We start from the raw sequence: 1148 nt of genomic DNA, 5'->3' as shown, positions 1-1148 counted from the left end.
CGCCCCCCGCCACGATGCCACCCCCCAACACACGGTCGAGCTCTTCCAGCCCGGTGGGTGTGCGCGAGACTTCGGCCGCTTCGATGTCCGACAGCGTGGTCACGGGCTGCGCGGCGTTGAGGCCGCGCGCCATGGCCTGCATGCGGTTCTTGCCGCCCGTGGGCTCGGCGCGGGCCTCGTCCAGCGTGTTCCAGGCGTTGCAATGCGGGCACTTGCCCAGCCACTTGGGGCTGGTGCCGCCGCACTCGCGGCAGACGAACAGGGTCTTGTCTCGCGCCATGCCTCAGGCCTGGGTGTCGCCATCAGCGGCTTGGGGGGTCGACGCGGCCGGGTCGGCGCCACTGCTCTGGATGGCACGAAAGCGCCGGTCGAGTTCCTGGCGCAGCTGACGACGCAACTTGGCCGCCTCGAAGCGGCGCTTCTCGTCAGGGGTGCTGGGCGTCAGCGGGGTCACGGCCGTGGGACGCGATTGATCATCGACCGCCACCATGGTGAAAAAGCAGCTCTGGGCATGGCGCACCACCTGGGTGCGGATGTTCTCGGTCACGACCTTGATGCCGATCTCCATCGACGAGTTGCCGGTGTAGTTCACGGAGGCCAGGAAGGTCACCAGCTCGCCCACATGGATGGGCTGGCGGAAGGTCACCTGGTCCACTGACAAGGTGACGACGTAGCAGCCAGCCCAGCGTGCGGCGCAGGCGTAGGCCACCTGGTCAAGCAGCTTGAGGATGGTGCCACCGTGCACGTTGCCGGAGAAGTTGGCCATGTCCGGCGTCATGAGCACGGTCATGCGCAGTTGGTGGCGTTGGGAGTCGGAGTCCATCATGCGGGGTTCTTCTTGTGTTGGATAGGGCGCCCGGGCAAGCAAGGTTCACGCCGCGCCATGGGCGTCGATGGCCTGCATCGGCACCCGTGGCGACAGGGCGCACATCAGCTCGTAGCCGATGGTGCCGGCGTGCCGCGCCACCTCGTCGATCTGCAGCGAACTGCCGTGCGGACCGCGTCCCCACAGGGTCACCTCGGTGCCGATCACGGCTTGGGGGATGTGACTGATGTCCACCGTGATCATGTCCATCGACACGCGTCCGACGACGCCGGTCACCACGCCGTCGACCAGCACCGGCGTGCCGTCGGGCGCGTGGCGGGGG

General features: G+C 67.9%; 2 protein-coding genes and 1 pseudogene. All 3 read right to left on the bottom strand.

The features are described from left to right. A pseudogene (locus B2W70_RS04295) lies at window positions 1–280 on the bottom strand (DNA repair protein RadA); the annotation flags it as partial. Window positions 281–283: 3 nt separating this feature from the next. After that, entirely contained in the window at window positions 284–826 is a 543-nt protein-coding gene (locus B2W70_RS04290) for an acyl-CoA thioesterase (protein WP_058088788.1), read from the bottom strand. 45 nt (window positions 827–871) lie between these two features. Continuing rightward, a partial coding sequence (locus B2W70_RS04285; RefSeq protein ID WP_286743201.1) for an alanine racemase C-terminal domain-containing protein occupies window positions 872–1148 on the bottom strand: 277 nt, incomplete at its 5' end.

This window comes from Aquabacterium sp. UBA2148, assembly GCF_002328915.1.
GTDB lineage: Bacteria > Pseudomonadota > Gammaproteobacteria > Burkholderiales > Burkholderiaceae_C > Aquabacterium > Aquabacterium parvum.
This window is presented reverse-complemented; position numbering and strand designations above follow the sequence as displayed.

Excerpts from the sequence above, each read along its gene's own strand:
- B2W70_RS04290 (WP_058088788.1), bottom strand. The coding sequence starts at position 826 with ATGATGGACTCCGACTCCCAACGCCACCAACTGCGCATGACCGTGCTC.